Here is a 25406-nt window from a genome sequence, read left to right on the forward strand (position 1 = left end):
AAGGTGAGAAGCATGCACGGCATCCACGCGTCCCTGGTGACACCGTTCGACCGTTCGGGCGAACTCGACGCCAAGTCCCTCGAACGCCTCGCCCGGCACTGCCTGGCGCACGGCGCGGCCGGGCTGGTCGCGCTCGGCACCACCGGCGAGGCCGCCCTGCTCAGCGCGGCCGAGCAGCGAACGGTCCTGGAGGTCGCCCGCGGCGTCTCGATCGAGCACGGCACGCCGCTCATCGTCGGCGCCGGAACGATCGGCACCGACGCCTCGATCGCCGAGGCCCGCGAACGCCAGTGCCTGGCCGACGCGCTCCTGGTCGTCGTTCCCTACTACCTGCGACCTTCGGACCAGGGCGTCATCGACCACTTCGCAGCCCTCGGGGCGGCCGTGGACGTTCCCCTGCTCCCGTACAACATCCCCTACCGGACCGGGAAGCACCTCTCCGCGGACACACTTCTGCGAATCCTGGACCTTGACTCGGTCGCGGGCATGAAGCACTGCCCAGGCGCGCTTGACCAGGACACCCTCACCCTCCTTGCCTCGACCGGCAAGGACGTCCTCTGCGGCGACGACGCCTACGTCTACCCCATGCTCCAGCTAGGCGCGGCAGGCGGAATCACCGCGTCGGCGTGCCTGGCCCCTGCCGCGTACGCCGCCATGGCCGAGGCCACCCGCAACGGCAACGCGGCCCGTGCCCGCGCGCTCCACAACGCCCTGCTGCCCATGGTGAACGCGCTCTTCGCAGAGCCCTCCCCGGCCGTCCTCAAGGCGGCCCTTGCCGAGGAGGGCATCATCGATCACCCCGATGTCCGTGCACCTCTGCACGCACCAAGCCCGGAGCCCGTGATGGCAGCCCTGAAGGCCCTGCGGAACCTCTAACGCGCTTCAGCAGCCGCCCGCGCCGCATAGGGCAACGCATCCGCGATCCGTTCCAAGGCCGCGTCATCATGCGCGGCCGACAGGAACCACACCTCGTACGACGACGGCGGCAGGTACACACCCCTGTCCAGCGCCGCGTGGAAGAACGCCGCGTAGGCCTTGGTGTCCTGCCGCTGCGCGCCCTCGAAGTCCTCGACCGCCCCATCGGCGAAGAAGATCGAGAACAGGTTGCCCGCCGTCTGCAGCCGGTGCGGCACGCCCTCCTTGGCCAGCGCCTCGGTAGCGGTCTGGGCGACCAGAGCGGCGGCCCGATCGATGGCCGCGTACACCTCGGGCGTGGCGTTCCGCAGCGTGGCCAGCCCCGCCGCCGTCGCCAGCGGGTTACCCGACAGCGTCCCGGCCTGGTAGACGGGCCCGGACGGCGCCAGGTGATCCATGATGTCCGCGCGCCCGCCGAAGGCCGCCGCCGGCAGCCCACCGCCCATCACCTTGCCGAACGTCGTCAGGTCGCCGGGAACGCCCTCGATCCCGTACCACCCCGACCGCGAGGCGCGAAAGCCCGTCAGCACCTCGTCCATGATCAGGAGAGCACCGTTCGAGTGGCACAGCGCCCGCAGCAGCGCGTTGAAGTCCCGGGTCGGCGGAACGACGCCCATGTTGCACGGCACCGCCTCGGTGATCACACAGGCGATGTCCTCGCCATGCCTGGTGAACGTCTCCTCCAGCGCCACCACGTCGTTGTACGGGAGCACGATCGTGTCGGCCGTCGTGGCCCCGGTCACCCCGGGCGTGTCCGGCAACGCGAGCGTCGCCACACCCGACCCCGCCGCCGCCAGCAGCGAGTCCACATGCCCGTGATAGCACCCGGCGAACTTGACGATCTTCGACCGCCCGGTGAACCCCCGGGCCAGCCGGATCGCCGACATCGTCGCCTCGGTGCCCGAGTTCACCAGCCGGACCTTCTCCGCCGGCGTACGCCCCACGAGTTCCTCGGCCAGGTCGACCTCACCCCGCGTCGGGGCCCCATAGGAGGTCCCGTGCGCCGCCGCCTCCTGAACCGCCTCCACCACCGCCGGATGGGCGTGCCCGAGGATCATCGGTCCCCACGAGCAGATCAGATCGACGTACTCGTTCCCGTCCGCGTCGGTGAGATAAGGCCCCTTCGCGGAGGCAATGAACCGGGGCGTCCCTCCCACCGCGCGGAAGGCCCGCACCGGGGAGTTCACGCCTCCCGGAACCACTCGGTTCGCTCGCTCGAAAAGCCGCTGAGAGTCTTGAAAGTCACTCACCCGCCCAGTCTCTCAGTTGCAATATGGCGACGCCCCTTGACCTCGGCAGTAACCGGCCGATATTCCACCAAGTACACCGGCGTCACGAGTGGTGCCAGATGCCCCAAGCGCTCCCACGTCGGCCAATCGGAGGGATGAGCCGCCACGTGACCGAGAAAGTCAACGGCTGGACGGTCCCGGGCTTCACTCATGTCCGGGAGCTGGGGAACGGCGCTGCGGGACGTGTCGTCCTCGCGGTCGACGACCTCACCCAGACCAAGGTCGCGATCAGATATCTGGACAGGCGGCTACGGGCGGACGAGAACTTCCTGGCGGGATTCAGGGACACGGCCCGGAAGCTGTCGCAGCTCGAGGATCCGAACGTCGTGGACTTCTACGACTTCGTGGAGTCCTCTGAGGGCGCCGCGGTCGTGATGGAGCGGATCGACGGCGTCGCGTTGCGGAGGATGCTCGCCGCGCAGGGGCCTACGGGGCCTCTGGCTGCTCTCGCGCTCCTGGGCGGGCTTCTGGCGGGTCTTGCGGCCGCGCATGAGCGTGGAGTGGTTCACGGGGCTGTACGGCCTTCTAACGTCCTTGTGGACGGTGAGGGCAATGGGCGCCTGGCGGACTTCGGGCTTACTCCGGCAGAGGGTTCGGCTCAGGCGGCGCCCGTTTATGCGGCGCCGGAGCTGTGGGACGGGGCGTCCCCCGGGGTCGCCTCTGACCTTTATGCGGCGACGGTCATTTTCTTTGAGTGCCTAACGGGACGGCCTCCGTTCAGCGCCCGTGGCCAGTCCGGCTTCGCCAAGGCGCACCGAGAGGCGCCCATCCCGGTCGAGGAGGTCCCTGGACCGCTCCGCGACCTCATTGCCGCGGGCATGGCCAAGGAGCCTGAGAAGCGGCCTCAGTCGGCTGCGGATCTGCTGGTGACGGTCGAGGAAGCCGCGATCGCCGCGTACGGGCTGTCCTGGGAGGCGCAGGGGCGCGGGCGGCTGACCGAGCTGGCTGCGCAGGCCGCGACCCTGCCCGAGCCCAAGCCCTCGCGGGCCACCACGCCCAAGGGCAACCCGATCACGCCGCGGTCCGGCGCCTCGCGGGGACGCCTGGTGGTGGCGATCGTCGCGATGCTGGTGATCGTGGGCGGTGTCGTGGGCGCCGCGTCGCTGTACGAGAAGAAGGACGACGCACCCGAGCCGACCCCGGCGAACAGCGGCCAGCCGAGCCCGGCGGGCCCCTCGGGACAGAACTCCGCCCTGGCGGCGACGCTGGCCGACAAGGTCGGCAAGGCCGTGGCACGGACGCCGAACGGGTCCTTCACGTTCCAGCGGACGGGCGGCGGTGCCGCCAAGGCGCGCGGCACCTTCCGGCTCGCGCAGGGGACCGTTCCGTCGTACTCGATGACCGTGTCGGGCGGGACCAAGCCGCTGCGCAAGTCGGTGCGGGCCGTGCTGGTCGGCAACTCGGCGTACGTGCAGGCGGGCAAGAAGTGGCAGAGCTCGTCGGCGAGCGGGGGGCGCGGTTACGCGGCGCTGGCGCAGCAGGTGCGCGGGGGCTCGGCGGCCGACAACGTGACGGCCCTGCTGAAGGCGAGCACGGCGTTCAACCAGGCAGGGCAGATCTACCGCGGGTTCGCCGAGGCGGCGACGCTGGAGCAGTACGGCGTGCCGATGGTCGCGCAGATGGCCTCGGCGGCGCACGTCAAGCGGGTGGCGTTCTCGCTGCAGCTGGACGGCGCGGGCCTGCCGGTGCAGCTGCGGATCAGGATCGGCAACGGGCCCCGGGCACCGATGCTCCACACGACCTATGCGGGCTGGGGCCGCGCCGGCGCCATCACCGCCCCGCGCTAGGCGCCTGAACGCGTCGCTCCACGTTAGGCAGCTGAACGTGCTGGCCCGCGTTAAACGGCTGAACGCCTCGCCCCGCGTTAGGCCGCTGAACGTGCTGGTCCGTGTTAGGCCGCTGGGACGCCTCGCCTCGTGTTAGGCGGCTGAACGGGCCCGCTCCGCGTTGGCGGCTGAACGGGCCGCTCCGCGTTGGCGGCTGGACGTGCTGGCGCGTCAGGCGGCTGAACGAGTCGCCCCCGCGTCAGGCGGGCTGAACGGGCTGGCCTGCGTCAGGCGGCTGAACGCCTGGCCAGAGCCAGCGCTACTCGGCGGCTTCGCAGCTGTCGGCTAGGACTTCGAGGAGCCGGAGCGGGTCGGGGAGCGGGCCGGTCTCGGGAGGCCTGAGCCAGGTGACGGCGCGGCCGTACGGGAGGACGGACGGCGGCGCGGCCACGTAGCTCTCGCGGCAGTGCCAGCGCATGCCCGGGGTCTCGGTGACGTTCTCGGGCGAGCAGTCCAGGTGGCAGGACCACCATTCGTCCTCGTCGGCGGGGGCGCCTCGGGTGGCGACGAAGAACAGGTGGCGGTCGGCGCCGACCGCGGCGACCGGACCGACCGGGAGGCCGTCGCGGGCGATGCGATCCAGGGCCATGTTCCCGGCGCTCGCCGGGATGTCGAAGACGTCGAAGACGCGGCCTGTGGGAAGGATCACGTTGGCTTCGGGCCGTTTGGCCCACCAGCCGGTCAGAATCTCGGGGTCGGTGGTGGCCTGGATCGCCCAGGCCGCGGATACCGGATGGGCGCCGGGGTCCGGACAGCCGATGCGGTCACAGGAGCACGCGCGGTCGCCGCCGACGGGTGAGTGAGTGCCCGGAAAGCACGGCCAGCCAAGGGCCGCATAGGCCAGTGCGGCGTCCAGCCCGGCCGGGCTGAGCCGCTCCCCGGCCTTCTGCCGCCTGCTCCCCGAGACCGCCAGCATCATCCCGCCCCCCAAGGTCGAACGTTGCTCCTTGCTATCGATGATGCAGGCAGCGCGGAATGCCGGACACGCCAACCCCCAAGAAACGGCCCTAATTGACTAGCTGACGGTGATCATCAGCACAAAATCACATCACCACAGAGTGACAGCACCATCACCTTGTGGAACCTCATCGCCCTGTGAGACCTCCTTACCTTGCGAGACCTCATCACCCTGCGGGACGGAGAGCACCTTGGATCTTCGGTAGTAGCGCACGGCACCCGGATGCAGCGGCACCGGGAACGTGACCAGCGCCGTGCGCTGGTCGATGCGGCGAGCCTCGGTGTGCGCCCCGATCAGCGTCCGCTTCTCGTCGAACAGCAGCTCGGTGAGCGCCTCGGCCTCCGCCGGGTCCATGTCGGCCCGGACCGCGAGCACGTTCACGATGCCGATCGTGGTGACCTCCTCGCCGAGCGCGTAGGTGTTCCCCGGGATCGTCCGGGCGAGGTAGACGTCGCCGTAGCGGCGTTGCAGCTCACCGACGAGACGGCCCAGCGACAGGATGCGGATCTTGTGGGTGGCGGCCAGTTCGGCGATGGCGGGGGTGGGCAGTCCGCCGGTGAAGAAGAACGCGTCGATCTCGCCGTCCGCGAGCCCCGCCGAGGACCGGGCGGCGGCCCAGCGGCGCCGCTGGACGCCCTTGTCGATGTCAATCCCCGCGGCGCCGAGCACCCGTTCCGCGACGATCTCCGTTCCGGAGCCGGGCGCGCCGGTCGACACACGGCGGCCGCGCAGATCGCCGACGCTCCGCAACGGGCCGTCGGCCGGCACGACGATCTGCAGGTAGTCGTCGTAGAGCCCGGCCAGCGCGGCGACGGGCACCTTGCCGGTGAACGGGGGGTCGCCGCGCAGCGCGAGGGCCGCCGTGTCCACCGTGGCGAAGCCGACGTCCGCGCGCCGATCGGCCAGCATGCGCAGGTTCTCGGCGGAGGCGGCGGTGGTCAGTACCCGGACGTCCGCCCGCCACCGGCGCGTGGCGGTCACGCCGAACGCGGTGCCAAGGGCGTGATAAACGCCACCCTCGCCCCCGGACGCGACGATCAGCCGCCGCACGGGCGGCTCGGAGTCGCACCCGACGAGGACCGCCGCCACGGTGACCGCCAGCGCGAGCACGGCCACGGATCGACGCGCCCACCCCCTCATCACACCGCGCCCAAGTCGCGTTCAGCCACGACGTCCGCAGCGTCCGTGGCGACCACGGCGTCCGTGGCATCGGTGGCGACCACGGCGTCTGCGGCGTCTGCGGCGACCACAGCGTCGGTGGCGACCGCGGCAGCCGCGGCGTCGGCGACCGTGACGCAGGTGGCGACCGTGGCGTCGGTGATGGCGCCGTTCGGGGCGTTGGTGGCGTTGGTCGCGTCGCCGGCGTCGGCGGCGTCGCCGTCCGTGGCGACCGCGCCGACCGCAGCGTCGGTGGCGACCGCGGCGTCGGTGATGGCGCCGTTCGGGGCGTTGGTCGCGTCGCCGGCGTCGGCGTCCGTGGCGACCGCGCCGACCGTGACGTAGGTGGCGACCGCGGCGTCGGTGATGGCGCCGTTCGGGGCGTTGGTCGCGTCGCCGGCCGCGGCGTCGGCGGCGTCGGCGGCGGCGTCGCCGTCCGTGGCGACCGCGCCGACCGCAGCGTGGGTGGCGACCGTGGCGTCGGCGGCGACCGTGGCGTCGGCGGCCATGGCGGCCGCGGCGTCGGCGGCGGCTGGGGCGGCCGCGAGGCGGATCATGGCGTCCACGCCGCCGGAGGCGGCGCGCAGCAGGTCGAGGGTCCCGCCGGACGCGTTCACCAGGGCCTTGGCGATGCTGACGCCGAGCCCCGACCCGTCGACGTTCTGGTCGCGCGGATGCCGCCAGAACGGCTCGGCGGCGCGGGCGAGGTCCTCGGGCTCCATGCCGGGGCCGTCGTCGACGACGTGGACCTCCACCCAGCCCGGTTCCGGCTCCGCCACGGCCACGGTGACCGAGCCGCCGGCGCCGCTGAACTTGATCGCGTTGTCGATCAGTGCGTCGAGGACCTGGTCGACGGTGTCGGCGGCGGCGATCGCCAGGCAGTGCGACGGGCCCTCACCGGCGAGGGTGACGCCGTTGCTCTCGGCCGCGGCGGTCCAGGTGCCGACCCGCGAGGCGGCGATCCGCGCCACGTCCACCGGGCCGGTCTCCATCGAGGCAGCGTCGGCGTGCGCGTAGGCGAGCAGCGCGTCGTAGAACCGCGACATGCGCTCGATCTCCTCGACCACCAGCTGATGGTCCTCGTGCGCCTCGGGCGGTGTGTGCATGGCCATGTTGTCCATCGCGAGCCGGAGCCTGGCCAGGGGAGTGCGCAGCTGGTGACCGGCGTACGAGACGAACCCCCGCTGCCGTTCGATGAGGGCGGAGATCTGCTCGGCCATGCCGTTGAACGATCCGGCCAGCCGCCGGAGCTCGGGCGGACCGGAGGGCATGACGACCCGTTCACCGAAGCGCCCGTCGGTCAGCGCGTGCGCGGTCGCGTCGAGCTGATGAACGGGCCGCAGGAGCCAGCGCGTGAGCCAGGCAGCCGCGAGGGCGCCGACCAGCAGGACCAGCAGCCCCTGGAAGAGGAGCACCGCCCAGTTGCGCACGGTCGCGTCCCGCAGGGCGGCGGTCGGCGACACGGTGAGCGCGGCGCCGATCACCTCACCGCCGCGGCCGATCGGCTCGGCCACGATCAAAGGGACCGACTGCCAGGGCCAGACGACCCCGGCGGTCGCCGAACGGTTCCCCGACAGCGCCGTGTCTATCTTGGCCCGGACGCGCGGCGCGGCGGTGTCGACGGCGCCGCCGGACACGATCACCGGCTCCCCGGCGCGGCCGACGACGAACGCGGCGATCCCGTAGAGGGTCTCGTAGCGGTGCAACTCGGCGGCGAGCGCCGAGGTGTGCCCGGTGCGCAGCGCGGTGTCGGCGAGCGAGGCGAACCGCACGGTGTCGTTCACCCGGTCCAGGAACATCGTCTGGGTGTTGCGCGAGGCCGCCGAGGCCGCGGCCGGACCCGACAGCACGCCCAGCACGACCACCAGCAGCGTGAGATAGGTCCCGAGCAGCCGCCGGCGCACTAGAGGGCCTGCACCGCCGCGACGCCCGGCGCCGCCTTGAGCCTCGTTGCCTCGACCCGCGCCACCTCGACCGCCGCATCGGCCCGCGCCGCCTCAGCCCGTACCGCCCCGGCCTGCGCCACCTCAGCCTGCGCTGCCCCGGCTCGCACCACCTCAGTCCGTGCCGCCTCGACCGCCGCCTCGACCGCCGCCTCAGCCCGTACCGCCTCAGCCCGTACCGCCTCAGCCCGTACCGCCCCGGCCTGCGCCACCTCAGCCCGCACCGACCCGGCCCGCGCTGCTCCGGGCTGCGGTGCCTCGGGTTGTGGCGGCGCTCCGGCCTCGGATGGTACGAGGCGGTAGCCGACGGCGTGGACGACCTCGACACGCGCCCCGTCACGGATCTTGGTGCGGAGGGTCGAGACGTGCACGTCTAGGGTGCGGGAGGTGCCGTGCCAGGCGGTCCCCCAGACCTCCCGCTGCAGGCGTTCTCGCATGATGACCGAGCCCTGCTCGCGGGCGAGGGCCGCTAGCAGGGTGAACTCCTTGGGGGTCAGCCTGACGGCGACGCCGTTCACCGAAGCGGTCCGGCAGTCGAGGTTCACGTCCAGGCCGCCGACGGTGAGCACGCCGCCCGTACGCGGCCGGACTCGCCGCAGGACGGCCTCCATCCGGGCCTGGAGCTCGGCGACGCTGAACGGCTTGACCAGGTAGTCGTCCGCGCCGCCGCGCAGGCCCGCGACGCGGTCCCGTTCGGTGCCGCGAGCGGACAGGATGATGATCGCGACCTCGCTGTCGCGGCGGAGCCGCCGGCACACCTCCAGGCCGTCGCCGTCGGCCAGGCCGAGGTCCAGCAGGACCAGGTCGCTCTCGGGGGCGGCCAGCGCGTCGGCGCCGTTCACCACGTGCTCGATCTCGTATCCGCACGGGCCCAGCGATCTGATCAACGCGGCCGCGAAGCGCCGGTCGTCCTCAACGAGCAGAACCCTCATCGTCGCCACCAGATCCCTCATCCGTACCGCGTTCAACAGCGTGAACGAGCGGTAGCGAGCGGGTTTGCCTGCGATTGCGGACTCTAGAACGGCGCACGGCCGCGGCCTAGACCCAGCAAGATCACAAAATGATCCCGACGGTGAACGGGGCCGGGACCGCTCGCCGTCGAGCGGCCCCGGCGGGGGGTACGGGACTCAGCTCACCTTGGGCGATCCGGTCAGGGAGGCGGACTTATCGCCCAGCCCGTCGAGGTTGTAGTTGTAGACGTAGTAACCGTCGCCGGTCCAGCCGCCGGTGGTGCCCGAGATGTACCAGTCGGTGTAGCACTTCTGGTTCAGCGTCTTGTAGTTGTTCATGTCGCTGGTCCAGTCGCAGGACCCGTACTCCTTGTCGGCGTCGTTGCGCTCCAGACGCACGTGGACAACGAACTTGTCCCAGTCCTTGCCGCCGTAGGTGCGTGCGTACTGCAGCTGGATGTAGGCCCTGCGCTGGTTGCCGTCCTTCTGGATGCAGGCCCTCAACAGGGCGTGCCCGCCGACGGGAGCCGTCTGCTCCTTGTTGGGACCACACTCGGTCTGGGCGAGGGCGGGCGCCGCGGTCACGGCGAGGATGGCACCGGCGGCCACCACCGGGACGGTGCCCACGGTGACGATCCTGCGGAGGGTGCGGGGCGAGAGTCGGGTCATGGCGATGGTTCCTCTCGGAGCGATGGAGCCAGATCCAGAGCCGTGCCGCCTCCCCCGGTGATCGGCACGGCACCACTGAAACCCGCGTCCATACGGCCGTTCCAGAACCTGCCGCCTCTTTTGAAACTTCCCTAACAAATGACCACGCACTGATCCACTACTGCTACGGATCGTTCACCCGCCGGGAAGCCGAACGCCCGCCACCAGCAGAGGGTGACGGGCGTTCAGAGAGGGTCGGAGCGCTAGCGGTTGTTCAGGCGCTGGGCGACCTCGGTGGCCCAGTAGGTGAGGATGATGTCGGCGCCGGCCCGGCGGATCGCGATCAGCGACTCGTTGATGACCCGGTCGCGGTCGACCCAGCCCTTCTCGGCGGCGGCCTCGATCATCGCGTACTCGCCGCTGACCTGGTACGCGGCGACCGGGACGTCCACGGCGTCGCGGACGCGCCGGATGACGTCCAGGTAGGCGCCGGCGGGCTTGACCATGACCATGTCGGCGCCCTCCTCCAGGTCCATGAAGACCTCGCGGAGCGACTCGTCGGCGTTGGCCGGGTCCTGCTGGTGGGTGGAACGGTCACCGAACTGCGGGGCGCCTTCGGCGGCCTCGCGGAACGGCCCGTAGAAGGCCGAGGCGTACTTGGCGGAGTAGCCGAGCACGGTCGTCTCGCTGTAGCCAGCCTGGTCCAGCGCGGCGCGGATGACGCCCACCTGGCCGTCCATCATGCCGCTGGGGGCGACGACGGCGGCCCCGGCGGCGGCCTGGGCGCCGGCGATGGAGGCGTAGCGCTCCAGCGTCGCGTCGTTGTCGACCTCGCCGGCCGGGGTGACGATGCCGCAGTGGCCATGGTCGGTGTACTCGCACATGCACAGGTCGGCCATGAGCACGATCGCGTCGCCCACGTCGGAGTGCAGGTCGCGCAGGGCCACCTGGACGATGCCGTTCGGGTCGTCGGCGCCCGCGCCGGTGCCGTCCTTGACCTCGGGGATGCCGAACAGGATGATGCCGCCGACCCCGGCCTCGGCGGCCTCGTGGACGGCCTTGCGCAGGCTGTCGCGGGTGTGCTGGTAGACGCCCGGCATGGAGCTCACCGGGTTGGCCTCGGCGATGCCCTCCTTGACGAACATCGGCAGGACCAGTTCGGCCGGGCTGATCCGGGTCTCGGCGACCATGCGGCGCAGCGCGGGCGTGCGCCGCAGCCGCCGCGGCCTGGCGACGGGAAACGAAGACATGACCCCTACTCCCCCGCGATCATGGACCTCGTCGTCGATCACGGTGATCTGGTTGCTTGCGGCGGCGCATCACCTGCGGCGCGTCACCCTCCACGCGTCCCGGCGTCACTCTCGGCGCGTCCCGGCGCGTCGTTCACGGCGCGTCAGCTGTGGCGCGTCATTTGCGGCGACGGGCTCCGCGGCGCATCTGGCTCGGCTTGCGCAGCGGATCTCCGGCCTCGATCTGAGCCGCCCTCCGATTGGCACCGTACTCCGCCAGCGCCTCGGCGAGGGCCGAGACGGAAGGCTTCTCAGCCATAACGTCGACGCGCAGACCGTATTCCTCCGCGGTCTTGGCCGTCTGCGGACCGATCACGGCGATCACCGTGACGTTGTGCGGCTTGCCCGCGATGCCGATGAGGTTCTTCACCGTCGAGGACGAGGTGAACAGCACCGCGTCGAAGCCGCCACCCTTGATCGCCTCGCGGATCGGCGCGGGCGGCGGCGCGGCCCGTACGGTCCGGTAGGCGGTGACGTCCTCGCACTCCCAGCCGAGCTCGGTCAGCTTGGCGATGAGGGTGTCGGTGGCGATGTCGGCGCGCGGCAGCAGCACCCGGTTGATCGGGTCCAGGTCCTCGTCGTAGGGCGGCCAGACCTCGGCCAGGCCCTCGCTGGACTGCTGGCCGGTCGGGACCAGGTCCGGGTGGATGCCGAACTCGACCAGCGCCGCGGCGGTCTGCTCGCCGACCGCGGCGACCTTGAGCCCGGCGAACGCGCGAGCGTCCAGGCCGTAGTCGACGAACTTCTCCCGTACGGCGCGGACGGCGTTGGTCGAGGTGAACACGACCCACTCGTACCGGCCGGTGACCAGGCCCTTGACGGCGCGTTCCATCTGCTGCGGCGTGCGCGGCGGCTCGACCGAGATGGTCGGCACCTCGTCGGGCACGGCGCCGTACGAGCGGAGCTGGTCCGACAGCGAGGCGGCCTGCTCCTTGGTCCGCGGCACGAGCACGCGCCAGCCGAACAGCGGCTTGGTCTCGAACCAGGCCAGCTTGTCGTGGTGGTTCACCACGTCCCCGACGATGATCATCGCCGGGGCCTCCATGCCCTTGGTGTCGGCGGCCAGCCGCTGGAGCGTGGAGACCACGGTCTCCTGCTCGGTCGTGGTGCCCAGGCTGATCATGGCGGCGGGCGTGCCGTCGGCCCGGCCGACCGCGATGAGGCCCTTGGCGACCTCGCCGACCGTCGACTCGGCGCCGTAGATCACCAGCGTGGCGTCGGCGTCGGCGAACCGCTCCCAGTCGACCCCGCCCTCGGCGGCGTCGATGAATCGCAGCTCGCGGTGCTTGTGGTCGGTCAGCGGGATCCCGGCGTACGCGGGCACGCCGGTCAGCGCGGACACGCCCGGCACGACCTCGAAGGGGACGCCGGCCTTGGTCAGCGAGCCCGCCTCACCGGACAGGTCGCAGCCGAGCGCCGGGTCGCCCTGGAAGAGCCGGACGACGCGCTTGCCCGCCTTGGCGGCCTTGGCCGCCAGCTTGGGCGGGTCGCCCTCGGCGGAGTCGAGGATCTCGGCGTCGGTACGGCAGTGCGACAGGAACTCCGGGTGCACCGCGTCCCGGCGAACGATCACCACGTCGGCGCGTTCCAGCACGGCGGCGGCGCGCAGCGTCAGCAGGCCCGGGTCGCCGGGCCCGAGCCCGACGAACGTGACCGTCTCGGCGGCCGCCCTGACGGCGGCGGCCTTGGCCGCGGCGGCATTGCCAGCGGCCGAGGCGGCGGGCGCCTTCGCCGCGGACGCCTTGGCGGCGGGCGTCTTCGCGGCGGACTTGCGCTCGGGGCTCTTGCTAGCGGGGCTCAAGGGCGCTCCCCCATCAACTGGTCGGCCCCCTGGTCGAGCAGCCGGCTCGCGAGTTCGCGACCGAGCTCCTCGGCCCTGTTCGGGTGGCCGCTTACGGACAGCCGCAACTGCCGCGAGCCGTCGTGGGCGACGACGGCCGCGGTGAGACGCAGCTTTTGTTCTACTTCGGCAGCGTACGCCCCCACCGGTGCCGAACATCCCGCCTCGAGCACGGCCAGAACCGTGCGCTCGGCGGTGACGGCAGCCCTGGTGGCGGGATCATCGACCGTTCCAAGCACCTCGATCAGGTCCGGCTTGTCGGCTCGGCATTCGAGCGCGAGCGAACCCTGCCCGGGTGAGGGCAGCATGTGCTCGGGCTCGAAGACCTCGGCCACCTCGCCGGTCCGGCCGATCCGGTTGAGACCGGCGTACGCCAGCACGACCGCGTCCAGCTCGCCGTCGGTCACCTTGCGCAGGCGCGTGTCGGCGTTGCCGCGGATCGGCACGACGTCCAGGTCCGGACGGAGTGCGAGCAGCTGCGCGACGCGGCGCGGCGAGCCGGTGCCGACGCGTGCGCCGCCCGGCAGGTCGGCCAGCTTGGCCGGACCGCACAGGGCGTCGCGCGGGTCGTCGCGGCGGGGGGTCGCGGCGAGCGCGATCCCCTCGGCCGGGCCGGTCGGCAGATCCTTCAGTGAGTGCACCGCGAAGTCCACCTCACCGGAGAGCAGCCGGTCCCGCAGAGCGTTGACGAACACCCCGGTCCCGCCGATCTGTGCGAGCAGTGCTTTGGAGACATCACCCTCGGTCGTTACCCCGACCAGCTCCACCGCATGCCCCGTAGCCTGCGACAATGCGTCCGCCACCAGCTGCGACTGGGTCGTCGCCATGAGGCTCTTGCGGGTCCCGAGCTTGAGGGTGGTCACGTGTCGGATCCTTCGATGTCAGCTATGTCGGCCCGCTGAACGGCCTCGGGGGCCTTCGGGTCGAGGTCGAAGAGCTCGCGCAGGGCGTCGGCGTAGGTGTCCCCGCCGGGCGCCGCGGCCAGCTCCTTCACCCGTACGGTCGGCGCGTGGAGCAGCTTGTCCACGACGCGGCGCACGGTCTGGGAGATCTCCTTGCGGGCCTTGTCGTCGAGCTCGGGCAGCCGGCCGGTCAGGCGGGCCAGCTCGGCGTCGACGACCTCGGCCGCCTTGCTGCGCAGCGCGACCACGGTCGGCGCCACCGCGGCGGCGCGGGCGGCGCCCAGGTAGGTGGCCACCTCGTCGCACACGATCGTCCGTACGGCCTCGACGGCCTCGGGACCGATCGCGTGCGCGGCCTCCTCGGCGGTCCGCAGCTCGTCCAGGCCGGCCAGCGCCACGCCGGGCAGCCCGGCCACGGCGCGGTCGATGTCGTGCGGCAGCGCCAGGTCGAGGAAGAACCGCCTGCGGTCGCCGGTCCCCTCCAGCTGCTCGGCCCGTACGACCAGGCCGGTCGCCCCGGTGCAGGAGACGACCAGGTCGGCCGTGGGCAGCTCGGCCTCAAGGTCGGCCAGCTCGATCGCCCGCGCGGGGACGGTGGACTCGGCCGCCAGCCGCTCCGCCTTGCCCGCCGTACGGTTGGCGATCACGATCTCTCGCGCGCCCGCGCGCGAGAGAGTCGCCACGGCCAGGCCGCTCATCGCCCCGGCGCCGACGACCAGCGCCCGGACCTCGTTCAGCGGCCCGAGGTGCTCGGTCGCGATCTGGAGCCCGACGCTGACCAGCGACGCGCCCGCCTGGTCGATGCCGGTCTCGTGATGGGCGCGCTTGCCGACCCGCAGCGCCCGCTGCAGGACGTCGTGCAGGGTGCGCCCGATGGTCTGCTCGTCCTGGGCCAGCCGGAACGCCTGCCGGATCTGGCCGAGGATCTGCCCCTCGCCGACGACCATCGACTCCAGGCCGCACGCCACCGAGAACGCGTGCTGGATGGCCCGGTCCTCGTAGTGGACGTACAGGTGCCGGGACAGGTCGTCGAGCGGGATGCCCGAATGCAGCGACAGCGCCTCGGAGACCGTCGAGACGCCGCCGTGGAACTTCTCCACCACCGCGTAGACCTCGACCCGGTTGCAGGTCGAGACGATCGCGGTCTCGGCCACGTACGCCGAGTCGTTGATCGCGTGCAGCAGCTTGGTCAGGTCGTCCCCGGTCACCGACGCCCGCTCGAGCATCGACACCGGGGCACTGCGATGGCTTAGCCCCACCACCAGGACACTCATGCCTCTAGAGCCTCCACGTACTGCTGCGCGGCACCGGGAGGAGGCGCGCCGTTCTTGGACGCCAGCGCGTCGAGATCACCTGGGCCGCCCGCCTTCCGCTGCTCGTGGAAGGCGAGGATCTGCAGCTCGATAGACAGGTCGACCTTACGCACATCCACCCCCTCAGGCACGGAAAGCACCACAGGAGCGAAGTTAAGGACGGAGGTCACGCCGGAGGCGACCACCCGGTCGGCCACGCCCTGCGCGGCGGCCGCGGGCGTGGCGATCACGGCGATGGACACCGAGCGCTCGGTGATGACGTCCTCCAGCCGGTCGATGTGCTCCACGGTCATCCCGGAGATCTCCTGGCCGACGATGTCCTCGTCGGCGTCCAGGAGCCCCGCGACCCGGAAGCCACGGGAGGCGAACCCGCCGTAACCGGCCAGCGCCCGGCCCAGGTTACCGACCCCGATGATTGCCACGACCCAATCCTGGGTCAGGCCTAGTTCACGAGAGATCTGGTAAACGAGGTACTCGACCTCGTAGCCGACGCCGCGGGTGCCGTACGAGCCCAGGTGCGACAGGTCCTTGCGGAGCTTGGCGGAGTTCACGCCGGCCGCGGTGGCCAGCTCCTCCGACGACACGGTTGCCACCCCGCGATCCTGCAGGCTGTGCAACGCGCGAAGGTACACGGGCAGTCGAGCCACGGTGGCTTCGGGAATGCCGCGGTCGGCACGAGTGCGGTTCTGACGAGGTGTCACGGCCTGCTCTTCGGGGGCTCGACGCTAGGGCGGGGCCCGAGAACCCCTGGCCCAGGTCAATCCGCGACCGGTCCTCGGCTACCCAGGGCCGGCCGCCCAGGGCTCCATCCAGGTTAAGCCTTTGTGAATACGCGCACAAAGTCACCCCCCTCTTGGCGAAGCCGGAGGGTTCGCCCGCCATCCACCGATTCCGCCTGGCCCATAGGGGTTGAGCAGGCCCGCGACTACCCCCGGGAGCCGCCCGATCACCCACCCGGGTGTGACTGAAGAGACACGCCTCCACACCGAAATTAAGCCCGCAGGGCCCACCCCACGACAACTCCGCAAATGCCGCAAACCGGCCACCGGTCTCAGACAAAGGCAGCAGGAACGGGTCGAACCGGGCAGGCGATCAGGCCCTGGCGGCGCCGGCGTCCTTGAGTGCCTTGCGGAGGCGGGTCTCGTCCACTCGCCAGAAGTCGTGCTGGACGCCGTTGATCAGCGTGACGGGGATGTGCTCCCAGTACTCGCGGGTGTCGGCCTCGGACCGGGTGATGTCGCGTTCCTCCCAGCGGACGCCGAGGTCGGCGGCGACCCGGGCGATCACCTCCCGGGCGTCGTCGCACAGGTGGCAGCCCGGCTTGCCGAGCAGGGTGATCACTGGGTCCATGGCCGTCTCACAGGCTGGGGAAGTCGCTGGCGGAGGCGTTGAACGAGTTGCTCCGCGGCGCCTGGCCGTGGCCGGGGCCCGCCTGGACCGGTCCGGGCTTGGCGGGGGCCGCCTGAGGCAGGTTGGCCGTGCCGAGCTTCAACTCGATCACGTTGGTCGCCAGCACGTGGCTGCGCGACTCGCTCGTGAAGCGCTGCAGGTGGGGCTGCTGCCGGTGGGAGGCGAACGCGTTCTCGTCCTTGAACAGCTGGTAGAAGATCCGCTGCGTCGGAGCGTTCACCACCTCGTGGCACGCGAAGATCAGCGTGTCCGGCTCGGCCGTACGGGCCGCGCGGACCAGGTCCTCGGCCAGCCGGTCGAACTGCTCCTCGCGCCCGTCCAGCAGCGTGTAGACGGTGATCTGCCCGCAGGCGCGGGACAGGTCGAACCCGGTCGGAACGGCGGGCACGGCGGGCACGGGAGCGGCGGCGGGCAGCGGAGACCCGCCGGTCGCGGGCCGCATGCCGTCGATCGAGGTCGGCGGCGCGGGCGCGGGGAAGTTCAGCTCCTCGGCCGAAGGCTCGGGGAAGCGCAATTCGCCCCGCTTGGTGGCGGGCTTGGGCGGCGGCGGGGCCGGCTGCGACATCTGCGCCTGGGGACCGGCCACCGGCGTCGCCGGGGCCTGCGGGGCGGGCGCAGGGGCGGGCTGCTGGGCCGCGTACGCCGCATCGGCGTAGCCGCCCGAGTCGTCGCCGTACTCGTCGCCCGCGTAGCCGTCGTCGTCGGCGTACACCGGCAGCGTGCGCATCGCGCCGTACCAGGTCAGGCCAGCCGCGCCGCCGAGGGCGATCACGGCGAGGGCGCCGGGCAGGAAGCCGCGCGAGCCCGCGACGACCAGGACCCCGGCGAGCGCCACCAGCGCGATCGGGATCAGCAGCTCGTAGGCCTCGCGGTCCTGGCGGCTGGCGAGGACGGCGGTGACCGCCGCGCACACGACCAGCGCGATGACCGCGACGACGTGCGCGCCGTTGATCAGCAGCGGCGGCAGCGCGTCGTAGATGTCGTTCGGCTTCGGCAGCTTCTTGCTGAACGAGCCGCGCAGCGGGTCGAGCAGCAGGATGACCGTCGCCACGACCGTGTAGGAGATCGCGAACAGCCAGGCGGCGAAGCGCACCTGCACGACCCTGGCGATGAGCTCGACCATGCCGAGCGCCAGCCAGATCGGCGCGAGCAGCGCGCCGCCCAGCTCCATGACCCGGAAGAGCGGCTCGTTGAATCCGAGCAGGAAACCCAAGGTCATCGCGATGAGCGCGACCGAGACTCCCACCAGCGTGATCGACCATGCGATCAGGTAGAGGAGCCGGTCCTTGTAGGCGCGCGAGATCAGCAACCCGGTGGCGACTAAAGCGCCAAGGGTCGCTACGAGCGCGAGAAGAGCTTCGACCATCGCGCCCCATGGTGCCCGATTCGGAGCGATGACGGGTAACCGCGGTGGCAGGTGGTGCCCTCACGGCCATGCGAATGATGTTGCGCGGGACACACCATTGCCCCGCGTACCCCTCGGTATCTACAGTGGCAATTCACGCCGAAGGTCGCGTACGCCCCGAGGAGATCTGCATGTGCAGCCTGACCCTCGATGCCCGAGTGACGTTGTTTCGCCATCTCTCCGTCCAGCCGGGCGGCGCCGCCACCACCGAGGCGCCCGAGCGCGCCGTGGAGGCCGAATCCGGCCGCGGCGAGATGATCAAAAACCTCGTGCTGAGGGCCAGGGACGGCGACGCCGAGGCGTTCGGGAGCCTCTACGACCACTACGTCGAGCTCGTCTACAAGTACGTCTTCTACAGGGTCGGCACGCATTCGCTCGCCGAGGACCTGACCAGCGAGACGTTCCTGCGGGCGCTGCGCCGGATGAGGGACTTCAACTGGCAGGGCAAGGATTTCGGCGCCTGGCTGGTGACGATCGCCCGCAACCTGGTCGCCGACCACTTCAAGTCCAGCCGCTACCGGCTGGAGGTCTGCACGGCCGAGCTCCTGGAGCCCGACCGGCCTCAGGAGGGTCCAGAACGGGCCGTACTGGACTCCATGACCAACCGGACGCTGCTGATCGCCGTTCGCCGGCTCGGCTCCGAGCAGCAGGAGTGCGTGGTCCTGCGGTTCCTGCACGGGCTCACGGTCGCCGAGACCGCCCTGGTCATGGGGAAGAAGAGCGGCGCGATCAAGGCCCTGCAGTACCGGGCGGTCCGTTCGCTCGCCCGCATGCTGCCCGCGGACCTGCGTTCCTGACTCCCGGCCGCACTCCCGGCCGCCCGCCCGTAACCCGCCGCGCCTCCCGATCGTTTTGCGGTACGGGGGGATGATGCGAACCAGGAGAGTCAGGACAGAGAACAACCCGCTGTCGGATCTGCGCGTCCGGCCCGAGGGGCCGGATCCGGACTTCCGGGCCGTTCTGCGGGAACGGCTCGTCGCCGCGGCCGAGGGTGACCGTGTGCCCGAAAGTGACCGTACGGCCGGGAATGATCGTGAGGACGGTCGCAATTCCGGGCGAACCGAGGGGCGGGCCGACCCCGTTGACTAGGCTGCGGGCATGCGGCGATTCTGGCAGCGCGACAAGGACGAGGACCACGTGAGCGCGGGCGAGGCGGCGGCCGCCGCGGCCACGAACGGCCCGCTGCCCGAGCCCGACCCGACGGCCGCGGCCTTCTTCGACGTCGACAACACGATGATGCGCGGCGCGTCGATCTACTACTTCGCCCGCGGCCTGGCCTCGCGCAAGCTGTTCACCATGCGCGACCTGGCCATGTTCGCCTGGGGGCAGGCCGCGTTCCGGCTACGCGGCACCGAGAACGCCGAGCACATCCACAGCGCCCGCGAGATGGCGCTCTCGTTCGTGGCCGGGCAGAAGGTCAGCGACCTGGTCCGGATGAGCGAGGAGATCTACGACGAGGTCATGGCCGACCGGATCTGGCACGGCACCCGGACGCTGGCCCTCCAGCACCTGGACGCCGGCCAGCAGGTGTGGCTGGTCACGGCCACGCCCGTCGAGGTCGCCCGGACGATCGCGCACCGCCTGGGCCTCACCGGCGCGCTCGGCACGGTCGCCGAGACGTCCGGCGGGCTCTACACCGGCCGCCTGGTCGGCAACCTGCTGCACGGCCCCGCCAAGGCCGAGGCCGTCCGCGCCCTCGCCCAGCGCGAGGGCCTGGACCTGTCGCGCTGCTCGGCCTACAGCGACTCGATCAACGACCTGCCGATGCTGACGGTCGTGGGCAACCCCCACGCGGTGAACCCCGACGCGGCGCTGCGCGATCACGCGCGCGAGCACGGCTGGCCGATCCACGACTTCCGTACGGGCCGCAAGGTCACCATGGTCGCCCTGCCCGCCGCCGCGGGCGTCGGAGCCCTGGCGGGCGGCGTCGTCGCCGGAGTGGCCCTCCGCAAGCACTACGCGCGTTCTTAATTGCTTTTGCGGCCTCGGACCCCTCGCCTAGCGGCCCGGGGCCCGAACCGCCAAAGCGGCGAGTGCGACATCGCTTCGCGATCTGCCGCCGGGGGGCTCGCCTTCGGCTTCGTCCCCCGGCGGCAGGTAGCGCACTCGCGTGCAGGCCGGGGTCCGTTCGCGAGTGGTCAGAAGAACGCCGGGCCGCGGCGCAGGAGCGTGTCGTAGAGCATCTGCTGGACGCTCTCGCGCACGTGGTCGGTGAGGTTGAAGACCGTCATCGGGTCGTCGGCGGCCGTCGCGTCGTAGTCGTCCATCGGAATCGGCTCACCGAACTGGATCATCCACTTGGACGGCAGCGGCAGCAGGCCGCCGAGGCCGAGCAGCGGGAACGTCGGGGTGACCGGGAAGTACGGGAGGCCGAGCAGCCGGGCCAGCGGCTTCAGGTCTGCGAGCTTCGGATAGATCTCCTCGGCGCCGACGATCGCGCACGGGATGATCGGCACGTTCGCGCGCAGTGCCGTCTCCACGAAGCCGCCGCGGCCGAACCGCTGCAGCTTGTAGCGGTCGGCGAACGGCTTGCCGACGCCCTTGAAGCCCTCCGGGAACACCCCGACGAGCTCGTCCTTGGCCAGCAGCCGCGCCGCGTCGGCCTGGCAGGCCAGCGTGTGGCCGGCCTTGCGCGACAGGTGGCCGAGCACCGGCACCTGGTAGACCAGGTCGGCGCCGAGCAGCCGCAGGTCTCGCTGGAGGTGGTCGTGCACGGCGACCGACAGCATGATCCCGTCGATCGGCAGCGTGCCCGAGTGGTTGGCGACGATCAGCGCCCCGCCCTGCTCGGGCACGTTCTCCAGCCCGAACAGCTCCACCCGGAACCAGCGCTCGTAGAACGCGCGGGCGAACGGCAGCAGCAGCGTCCGGTTGAACTCGGGGTCGAAGCCGAACTCGTCGACGTCGTACTCGCCCGCCAGCCGGCGCCGCAGGAACGCAAGCCCGGACGCCACGCGCCGCTCGATCGGGTTGCGCCGCGACTCGCCCGCCTCGTCGTCGTGGCGGGGAGCGTGCAGGGGGATCACCTGTGCGCCCTCACCGGAGTCCAACGGCCCGTCCTCGTGGTGCGCGTTCATCGACTACCTCCGTCGGATCGGGCGTCAGCCGCGGCCGAAGGCCGAGGCCAGGCGGTCGAACAGCTCCAGCGGCACGCTGCGCCCCATCCCGTGCGCCGAGACGAAGTCGGCGAACGCGGCCTCCGAGCTGTACTTGGGCCGCCAGGACAGCTCGTTCACCAGCCGGGACGTGTCGATCACCCGCCCGTACATCAGCCAGCGCAGCAGCTCTGGCGAGAAGCCCGACAGGCCGCCGAAGCGCTTGCCGAGGTCGCCGAGCGCCGACACCGACTGGGACGGCATCGGCACGTACGAGCGCCCGGCGCGGCGCAGCGCCTGCGAGAGCAGCAGCACCCCGTCGCCGGCGACGTTGAACGTGCCCGGGTGGTCCTCGACCGTCATCCGGCGCAGCACCTCGACGCCGTCGTCCTCGTGGACGAACTGCAGCCGCGGGTCGAAGCCCAGCACGGTCGGGGCCACGGGCATGCTGAGGTACCGGGTCAGCGGAGAGTCCACGCCCGGGCCCAGGAAGTTGGCGAACCGCAGCACCGAGACCGTGAGGTCCGAGCGCCGCCGCCGCAACCCCCGCACATATCCCTCGACCTCGACGGCGTCCTTGGCGTAGCCCGAGTGCGGAGCCTCCACGGGCTCATCGCGCTCGGCGAACACCGCCGGGTCCATCGGCGAGGAGCCGTAGACCGCGGCCGAGGAACGCACGACGAGCTTTCGCATGTCCGGCGAGCGCTGGCACGCGGCCAGCAGCTGCATGGTGCCGATGACGTTGAATTCCTTCATCTTCGAGCGCGGGCCGACGGGGGCGGTCACCAGGTTCAGGTGGACCACCGTGTCGACCTCGGCCGTCGAGATGACCTTGGCGATGCTCGGCGTGCGTATGTCGACGCGCACGAACTCTGTTCGTCCGAGCGACGTCGAAGGGGGGACCGTGTCCACGCCGATGACCCGCTCGATGCCGGGGTCGGCCTGGAGGGTGTTCGCGACCCGCGCCCCCAGGAAACGGGAGACGCCCGTGACGAGGACGACACGGGCCGCGGCGGAGGGCATAGAGGACACTGTGCGCCCCACCCCTTACGGCTGAGTAGCCTGCCTGTTTACTTCTTGTTACGGCGCTGAATACGCGTCTTCTTCAGCAGCTTGCGGTGCTTCTTCTTCGCCATACGCTTACGGCGCTTCTTGATGACAGAGCCCACGAGACCTCGCTCGGCAAATCAGGTGTTGTGCAGGAGATGGTCCGTGCCGGCGCGAGCTTCGCTCGGCGATCGCGGCACGGTCCGCTGCCCAAGGGTACCGCTGTGCCGACGGCGTTCAGGCCGCCGGTGGTCCGGCGGCGTCCCGGGGTGTCTCCTGCGGGCACCCGGCGGGGACTCGCGGTCGCCCCCACCTCTTCCCTGGCCGAGGTTCCTAAACCTCCCCGATCGGGGAGGTGCCTTCCCCTGGCAAACAGAAACCGGTGCCCGGTCTCATCGCAGGCATCGTCCGACGCCCCCGACTCCTCCAGGCACCGGCCCCAACTCGGTTCGGTGTCCCTCTCCCTCTACTGCCCCCGCTCAATAGCCCCCTGCACGAGCCGGACGTCGGGTGCGTCGCGAGGGCGTGGGTGGCGCCCCCGGCCGCATCCGGATCATCCGGCTTCGATGAACGCGTCGCGCAGATAGTCGTGAACGGCCTGCTCGGGCACACGGAACGAACGGCCCACACGGATGGCGGGCAGCTCGCCTGAATGCACCAGGCGGTAGACGGTCATCTTGGACACCCGCATCACCGATGCCACTTCGGCAACGGTCAGGAACCTGACCTCACTCAGAGGTCGCTCGCCTGAGCTCATCGGACGCCCTCTTCCACACGTGCCGCGCACCGGCCCTTTGGGTGACTTTGATCACGCACGTGTACTTCCTCCAGCGTAAATCGTGTATCGGCAGTCGCAAGAGGGGAGTTCCACCCTTTTCCGTATCCCGGCCTGACCGGGTGGCCACACTCTGCTATCGCACGGAGCGTGGAGATGACGGCACCGCGCGTAGCCCGGCGAGCGGATGTGAGCCGAGACCAGGCGATGACCTGCGACTCAGGCGTTCACGAGGGCGTGTCGCCTGCTCATCAGCCACGGCACGATCGTCACGTCACACCCAGTGACACCTCGCGGCGCGGAACGTGACGGCGGGCGGACCCTAGGCGAGCCCCGCGCGGTCGAGGAGGTAGGCCGTCATAGGGGCGTAATGCTGGGCCGATACGCCGTCGTCCAGGGGAACCGCGACGTCGATCTTGCCCTCCTCGGCCCCGACGAACAGTGCTGGATCGTTACAGTCAGCGAATCCGACGGTGTCGATCCCCGCCTGACCGGCGGCGCCCGCCCAGCCATGATCGGCGATGGCCAGATCCGGCCAAGATTCCGAATCCCTTGCGAGTTCGGCCAGCATCGCCTCCATCGGGGCGGCGTCGTGGGTGTGGTGCGTCCTCCCCTGACCCTCCAGCATCGCCACCCCCTCCGGTGCGTAGACGATCTCCCGATCCTCGTAGCCGTAGCCGGTCTCGGTCTCGTACGACCAGCCCGCCGCGGGCGTCAGGACCGTGCAGCCGCGCGCGGTGAGGGCCCGCGAGATCGCCTGGTAGACCGGTGTCAGCGTGGCCGGGTGCCCGGTCGCCAGCACGACCCGCTCCCGCCGCCGCGCCGCCAGCCCGATCCGCTCGCCCATCGCCTCGATCGCGTCGATCGTGAGGTCGGGGTCGATCGTGTCATCGCCGTACAGGTGCATCGGGTCCGGGTTCACCCCGACCCGCTCGACCATCACGCGCAGGATCTCCCGCTCGTTCCAGGTCGGCTTCAGGTCCATGCCGAGCAGGTAGTACGGGTTGCGCATCGCCATCCGCCGGTAGTGCAGCAGGTTGTTCTGCCGCGGCGTGGCGATCTCGCCGGAGATCATCGTGCGGACCAGGTGGGCGCGCAGCTCGGCGCGGGTCGGCACGGTCATCAGTCTTCCCCCAAGCTCGCGCCGCCGCCCGGCGACGCGGGTGTGATCAAAGCGTACGGAATCCGGGCACAGGAAGGCGTCAAGGCGTCCGGCGGCGTAGCGGCATGCAGGAGCGTCAAGGCGTGCGGCGGGGGCGAGGGGGCGCGGGGATCGGTCACGCGGTCACTCGTCGGTCAGGGGGTCGAGGCCGTGCTCGGGGAACACGGCGCGCCGGGTCGCCAGGACGGCCTGGTCGATGGGGTTGGCCGGGTCGAAGCCGCCGCCCCACCGGTGCACCTCCACGACCTCGGTGCCGTCGGTCATCCGGCGCGGCGCGATCTCCTGCGTCCGCCGCCGGACGAAGTCGCGCCAGGGCTCGGGCGTCGCGGCGCCGGGGTCGATCGGGCGGCCCGCGGCCTCGGCGAGCAGGTGCGTCCACGCCCGCGGTACGACCTGGACCAGCTCGTAGCCCCCGCCGCCGGTGGCGAGCCAGCGGCCGCCCGCGGTCTCGTGCGCCAGCCGGTGCAGCTGCTCGTACGCGGTGCGCTGGCCGTCCACGCTGAGGGACAGATGGGCCAGCGGGTCGAGCGAATGCGCGTCGGCGCCGTGCTGGGTCACCAGGATCTGCGGCCGGAACTCGCGCAGCAGCGGCGGCACGATCGCGTCGAAGGCCCGTAGCCACAGGGCGTCGCCGGTGCCGGGCGGCAGCGCGACGTTGACGGCGGTGCCCTCGGCACCGGGCGCGCCGGTCTCGTTCGGGAAGCCGGTGCCGGGGAAGAGCGTGCGCGGCGTCTCGTGGAGGCTGATCGTCATGACCCGCGGGTCGTCGTAGAAGGCCGCCTGCACGCCGTCGCCGTGGTGGACGTCCACGTCGACGTAGGCGATCCGCTCGGCGCCGTTCCGCAGGAGCCAGGCGATCGCGATCGCCGGGTCGTTGTAGACACAGAAGCCGCTGGCGGCGCCGGCGAGGGCGTGGTGGAGCCCGCCGGAGATGTTGGCGGCGTGCTCGCTCTGCCCCGTCCAGACCGCCTCCGCGCCGGCGACCGAGGCGCCCACGACGAGCGAGGTCGCCTCGTGCATGCCGAGGAAGACCGGATTGTCGGGCGTGCCGAGGCCGTACTTGATCTCGGGGAGGCCGGTCTCGCCCGCGCTCTTCACCGCCGCGATGTAGGCCTCTTCGTGAACGAGGCGGAGCAGCTCTTCGGGGGCGGGGGCGAACTCTTCGACGTCGACATTGCCGCTGTCGAGAAGGGCGAATTCGCGCGCGAGCTCCATGGTCAACTCGACGCGAACGGGATTCATGGGGTGAGTGGGGCCGAAGTCGTACGAGATGAGCCTGTCGTCCCAGAAGACCTTGAGCCCGCAGTTCCGGGGATTCTGGGGCGAGTCGGCGCTGCTCATGCACTCACGGTATCGCCTTGCCGACTCGCCGCTGGCCGTGGCCCATGTCACGACTCAGGGCGACCGAATGGATACACCGGGGTGGCCGTCAAGCCCCCAAACCCCTATCGATGACACAAAGTTGTGACGTGAACTACCGG

General features: G+C 71.2%; 23 protein-coding genes. 4 read left to right on the forward strand and 19 right to left on the reverse strand.

What is annotated here, in order from left to right; translation table 11 throughout:
• Positions 1-12: 12 nt before the first annotated feature.
• A complete protein-coding gene (gene dapA / locus J4573_RS30580) occupies positions 13-876 on the forward strand; it encodes a 4-hydroxy-tetrahydrodipicolinate synthase (RefSeq protein ID WP_208259365.1) in 864 nt (287 codons plus the stop codon).
• On the opposite strand, the gene hemL is transcribed toward dapA, so the two are convergent.
• Complete coding sequence (gene hemL, locus J4573_RS30585) at positions 873-2165, reverse strand: glutamate-1-semialdehyde 2,1-aminomutase (protein WP_208259366.1); 1293 nt, start codon at positions 2163-2165, stop codon at positions 873-875. The genes dapA and hemL overlap by 4 nt on opposite strands.
• A 146-nt stretch (positions 2166-2311) precedes the next feature.
• On the opposite strand from hemL, the gene J4573_RS30590 reads away from it, so the two are divergent.
• Positions 2312-3991 (forward strand): serine/threonine-protein kinase, encoded by a 1680-nt coding sequence (locus J4573_RS30590; RefSeq protein ID WP_208259367.1) that lies wholly within the window; start codon positions 2312-2314, stop codon positions 3989-3991.
• 298 nt (positions 3992-4289) lie between these two features.
• Here the strand turns inward: J4573_RS30590 and J4573_RS30595 are convergent, their stop codons facing one another.
• The 12 genes from J4573_RS30595 to J4573_RS30650 all read right to left on the reverse strand — a co-directional run bounded on the left by J4573_RS30595 (position 4290) and on the right by J4573_RS30650 (position 17807).
• On the reverse strand, positions 4290-4946 hold the full coding sequence (locus J4573_RS30595; RefSeq protein ID WP_208259559.1) for a bifunctional DNA primase/polymerase: 657 nt from the start codon (positions 4944-4946) through the stop codon (positions 4290-4292).
• Positions 4947-5078: 132 nt separating this feature from the next.
• Entirely contained in the window at positions 5079-6104 is a 1026-nt protein-coding gene (locus J4573_RS30600) for a TAXI family TRAP transporter solute-binding subunit (RefSeq protein WP_208259368.1), read from the reverse strand.
• A gap of 23 nt (positions 6105-6127) precedes the next feature.
• The gene (locus J4573_RS30605; protein WP_208259369.1) at positions 6128-8050 is read right to left on the reverse strand and encodes a sensor histidine kinase; all 1923 of its coding nucleotides are present in this window, start codon (positions 8048-8050) and stop codon (positions 6128-6130) included.
• Positions 8050-9021, reverse strand: coding sequence for a response regulator transcription factor (locus J4573_RS30610; RefSeq protein ID WP_208259560.1), 972 nt, complete (start codon positions 9019-9021; stop codon positions 8050-8052). The genes J4573_RS30605 and J4573_RS30610 overlap by 1 nt, the downstream gene beginning before the upstream one ends.
• A gap of 195 nt (positions 9022-9216) precedes the next feature.
• The gene (locus tag J4573_RS30615) at positions 9217-9708 is read right to left on the reverse strand and encodes a hypothetical protein (protein ID WP_208259370.1); all 492 of its coding nucleotides are present in this window, start codon (positions 9706-9708) and stop codon (positions 9217-9219) included.
• A 242-nt stretch (positions 9709-9950) separates the two neighbouring features.
• On the reverse strand, positions 9951-10937 hold the full coding sequence (gene hemB, locus J4573_RS30620) for a porphobilinogen synthase (RefSeq protein ID WP_208259371.1): 987 nt from the start codon (positions 10935-10937) through the stop codon (positions 9951-9953).
• A 157-nt stretch (positions 10938-11094) separates the two neighbouring features.
• Positions 11095-12777 carry a bifunctional uroporphyrinogen-III C-methyltransferase/uroporphyrinogen-III synthase gene (locus J4573_RS30625; protein ID WP_208259372.1) on the reverse strand — a complete coding sequence of 561 codons (1683 nt, stop codon included), beginning with the start codon at positions 12775-12777 and terminating at the stop codon, positions 11095-11097.
• Positions 12774-13643: a hydroxymethylbilane synthase gene (gene hemC / locus J4573_RS30630; protein WP_243773862.1), complete on the reverse strand. Its 870-nt coding sequence runs from the start codon at positions 13641-13643 to the stop codon at positions 12774-12776. The genes J4573_RS30625 and hemC overlap by 4 nt, the downstream gene beginning before the upstream one ends.
• A 32-nt stretch (positions 13644-13675) precedes the next feature.
• On the reverse strand, positions 13676-14992 hold the full coding sequence (locus J4573_RS30635) for a glutamyl-tRNA reductase (RefSeq protein WP_208259374.1): 1317 nt from the start codon (positions 14990-14992) through the stop codon (positions 13676-13678).
• Positions 14989-15732, reverse strand: coding sequence for a redox-sensing transcriptional repressor Rex (locus J4573_RS30640; protein ID WP_208259375.1), 744 nt, complete (start codon positions 15730-15732; stop codon positions 14989-14991). The genes J4573_RS30635 and J4573_RS30640 overlap by 4 nt, the downstream gene beginning before the upstream one ends.
• Positions 15733-16123: 391 nt before the next feature.
• Complete coding sequence (locus tag J4573_RS30645) at positions 16124-16381, reverse strand: glutaredoxin family protein (RefSeq protein WP_208259376.1); 258 nt, start codon at positions 16379-16381, stop codon at positions 16124-16126.
• A gap of 7 nt (positions 16382-16388) precedes the next feature.
• Entirely contained in the window at positions 16389-17807 is a 1419-nt protein-coding gene (locus tag J4573_RS30650) for an antibiotic biosynthesis monooxygenase (protein ID WP_208259377.1), read from the reverse strand.
• A gap of 170 nt (positions 17808-17977) precedes the next feature.
• On the opposite strand from J4573_RS30650, the gene J4573_RS30655 reads away from it, so the two are divergent.
• Together J4573_RS30655 and J4573_RS30660 are read left to right on the forward strand one after the other, a co-directional pair.
• On the forward strand, positions 17978-18643 hold the full coding sequence (locus tag J4573_RS30655) for a sigma-70 family RNA polymerase sigma factor (protein WP_208259378.1): 666 nt from the start codon (positions 17978-17980) through the stop codon (positions 18641-18643).
• A gap of 301 nt (positions 18644-18944) precedes the next feature.
• Positions 18945-19817, forward strand: coding sequence for an HAD family hydrolase (locus tag J4573_RS30660; RefSeq protein WP_208259379.1), 873 nt, complete (start codon positions 18945-18947; stop codon positions 19815-19817).
• Positions 19818-19984: 167 nt separating this feature from the next.
• On the opposite strand, the gene J4573_RS30665 is transcribed toward J4573_RS30660, so the two are convergent.
• The 6 genes from J4573_RS30665 to J4573_RS30690 form a co-directional block, all read right to left on the reverse strand.
• A complete protein-coding gene (locus tag J4573_RS30665; protein WP_208259380.1) occupies positions 19985-20923 on the reverse strand; it encodes a lysophospholipid acyltransferase family protein in 939 nt (312 codons plus the stop codon).
• Between the two features lie 24 nt (positions 20924-20947).
• Complete coding sequence (locus J4573_RS30670; protein ID WP_208259381.1) at positions 20948-21964, reverse strand: NAD-dependent epimerase/dehydratase family protein; 1017 nt, start codon at positions 21962-21964, stop codon at positions 20948-20950.
• 47 nt (positions 21965-22011) lie between these two features.
• Positions 22012-22110 (reverse strand): 30S ribosomal protein bS22, encoded by a 99-nt coding sequence (locus J4573_RS30675; RefSeq protein WP_018654693.1) that lies wholly within the window; start codon positions 22108-22110, stop codon positions 22012-22014.
• Positions 22111-22541: 431 nt separating this feature from the next.
• Positions 22542-22745 (reverse strand): helix-turn-helix domain-containing protein, encoded by a 204-nt coding sequence (locus J4573_RS30680; RefSeq protein WP_208259382.1) that lies wholly within the window; start codon positions 22743-22745, stop codon positions 22542-22544.
• Between the two features lie 340 nt (positions 22746-23085).
• Positions 23086-23886: a phosphatase gene (locus J4573_RS30685; protein ID WP_208259383.1), complete on the reverse strand. Its 801-nt coding sequence runs from the start codon at positions 23884-23886 to the stop codon at positions 23086-23088.
• A gap of 162 nt (positions 23887-24048) precedes the next feature.
• Positions 24049-25266 (reverse strand): acetoin utilization protein AcuC, encoded by a 1218-nt coding sequence (locus J4573_RS30690; protein WP_208259384.1) that lies wholly within the window; start codon positions 25264-25266, stop codon positions 24049-24051.
• Between the last annotated feature and the right edge of the window lie 140 nt (positions 25267-25406).

The organism is Actinomadura barringtoniae (genome assembly GCF_017573505.1).
In the GTDB taxonomy this organism is placed as follows: Bacteria; Actinomycetota; Actinomycetes; order Streptosporangiales; family Streptosporangiaceae; genus Spirillospora; species Spirillospora barringtoniae.